The sequence below is a fragment of the Dietzia sp. B44 genome (assembly GCF_014145245.1).
Taxonomy (GTDB): domain Bacteria; phylum Actinomycetota; class Actinomycetes; order Mycobacteriales; family Mycobacteriaceae; genus Dietzia; species Dietzia natronolimnaea.
In genome coordinates, this window is sequence record NZ_JAALEF010000232.1 from 1 (window position 1) to 1,522 (window position 1,522).

Annotated in this window: 2 protein-coding genes; one reads left to right on the plus strand and one right to left on the minus strand. The window is 73.1% G+C overall.

Translation table 11 applies throughout. From position 1 onward, the window contains the following. Positions 1 to 468 (minus strand): maltotransferase domain-containing protein (locus tag G6017_RS08465; protein WP_182616917.1); only part of this gene is annotated, 468 nt, incomplete at its 3' end. 153 nt (positions 469 to 621) lie between these two features. Between G6017_RS08465 and G6017_RS08470 the strand changes: the two genes are divergently transcribed. Next, the gene (locus G6017_RS08470; RefSeq protein ID WP_182611180.1) at positions 622 to 1,464 is read left to right on the plus strand and encodes an ABC transporter ATP-binding protein; all 843 of its coding nucleotides are present in this window, start codon (positions 622 to 624) and stop codon (positions 1,462 to 1,464) included. Positions 1,465 to 1,522: the final 58 nt, after the last annotated feature.

Here is a 1,522-nt window from a genome sequence, read left to right on the forward strand (position 1 = left end):
CGCGTCCCCGGTGCCGCGGAGCGCGGTGGCCGCATCCGTCAGCAGCGTGGCCCGGTCGGGGTCACCCGACGCGGTCGCCTGTGCGGCGCCGGCGTCCAGGACCCGGGCGCCCACCTCGAACTCGTTGCCCAGGACGTCGGCGCCCTGGCCTGCGTCCATCTTCTTGACGATGCCGCTGTTCCACGTGGCGAACGGATCCGACCAGGCCTCGACACGGAACGACCACATCCCGGGGGCGTCGGTGGTGAGCAGCGCGTGGACGGTGTCCGCCTCCACCCCGGGGGACATGGTCGCCCGGGAGGAGGCCCCACCGGGACGGCGGACCACCAGGCTCGCCGACAGCGCGTCGTGGCCCTCCCGCCACACGGTCGCCGAGATCGGCACCACCTCACCCACGACCGACTTGGCGGGGAACCTCCCGCAGGAGACCAGGGGGCGGACCTCGTCGATGGCCAGACGGTCGTTCACGTCGGTGCTCCTCTCGGCTGCGGGCTCCGGGGTGCGGACGCCTCTACGCACACGACGCTATCGAAGCGGGCGTCGATCGGGGAGGGGCGTCGCGCCGGTGTTCACGCGCACGAGCCGTGTTCCTCGCCACCCGGCCACCGGATAGGGGGTTAGATGGGGTCCGTGAGAACGCCTATCGAGACCGATCCCGACCTCGTCCTGGACCTGACCGACGTCTCGCTCCGGAGGGACGGGCGGACGCTGGTGGGCCCCGTCACCTGGCAGGTCGAGTTGGACGAGCGGTGGGTCGTCCTGGGCCCCAACGGTGCGGGCAAGACCTCGCTGCTCCGGATCGCCTCGGCGCTCGAGTACCCGAGCACCGGTTCGGCGGTGATCCTGGGGGAGCAACTGGGTCGCACCGAGGTCACCGAGCTCCGCAGCCGGGTGGGCCTGTCGTCCGCGGCGGTGGCCGGCCGGATCCCCGGCGACGAGGTGGTCAAGGACCTGGTGGTCTCCGCCGGGTACGCCGTGCTGGGCCGGTGGCGGGAGGCGTACGACCAGGCCGACTTCGACCGCGCGGCGGACACGCTGGAGATGATCGGCGGAGAGCACCTGGCCGACCGGACCTGGGGGACCCTCTCGGAGGGTGAGCGCAAGCGGGTGCTGATCGCCCGCGCGATGATGACCGACCCGGAGCTGCTCCTGCTCGACGAGCCGGGGGCGGGGCTGGACCTGGGGGGCCGGGAGGATCTGGTCGCCCGTCTGGCGGACATGGCCCTCGACCCCGACGCGCCCGCCACCGTCCTGGTGACCCACCACGTGGAGGAGATACCCCCGGGTTTCACCCACGCGATGCTCCTCGCGGAGGGAGGGGTCACGGCCACCGGCCTGATCGACGACGTGATCACCTCGGAGAACCTCAGCACCGCGTTCGCGCAGTCGATCGTCGTCGACGCGATCGACGGGCGGTTCTTCGCGCGCCGGGCGCGTCGGTCCGGCCGACACCGGCGGCCGTGAACCGCACAGTCGACCCCGTGGCGACCCCGCCCGGGCCCGTCCCCGTCCGTGAGGCCGC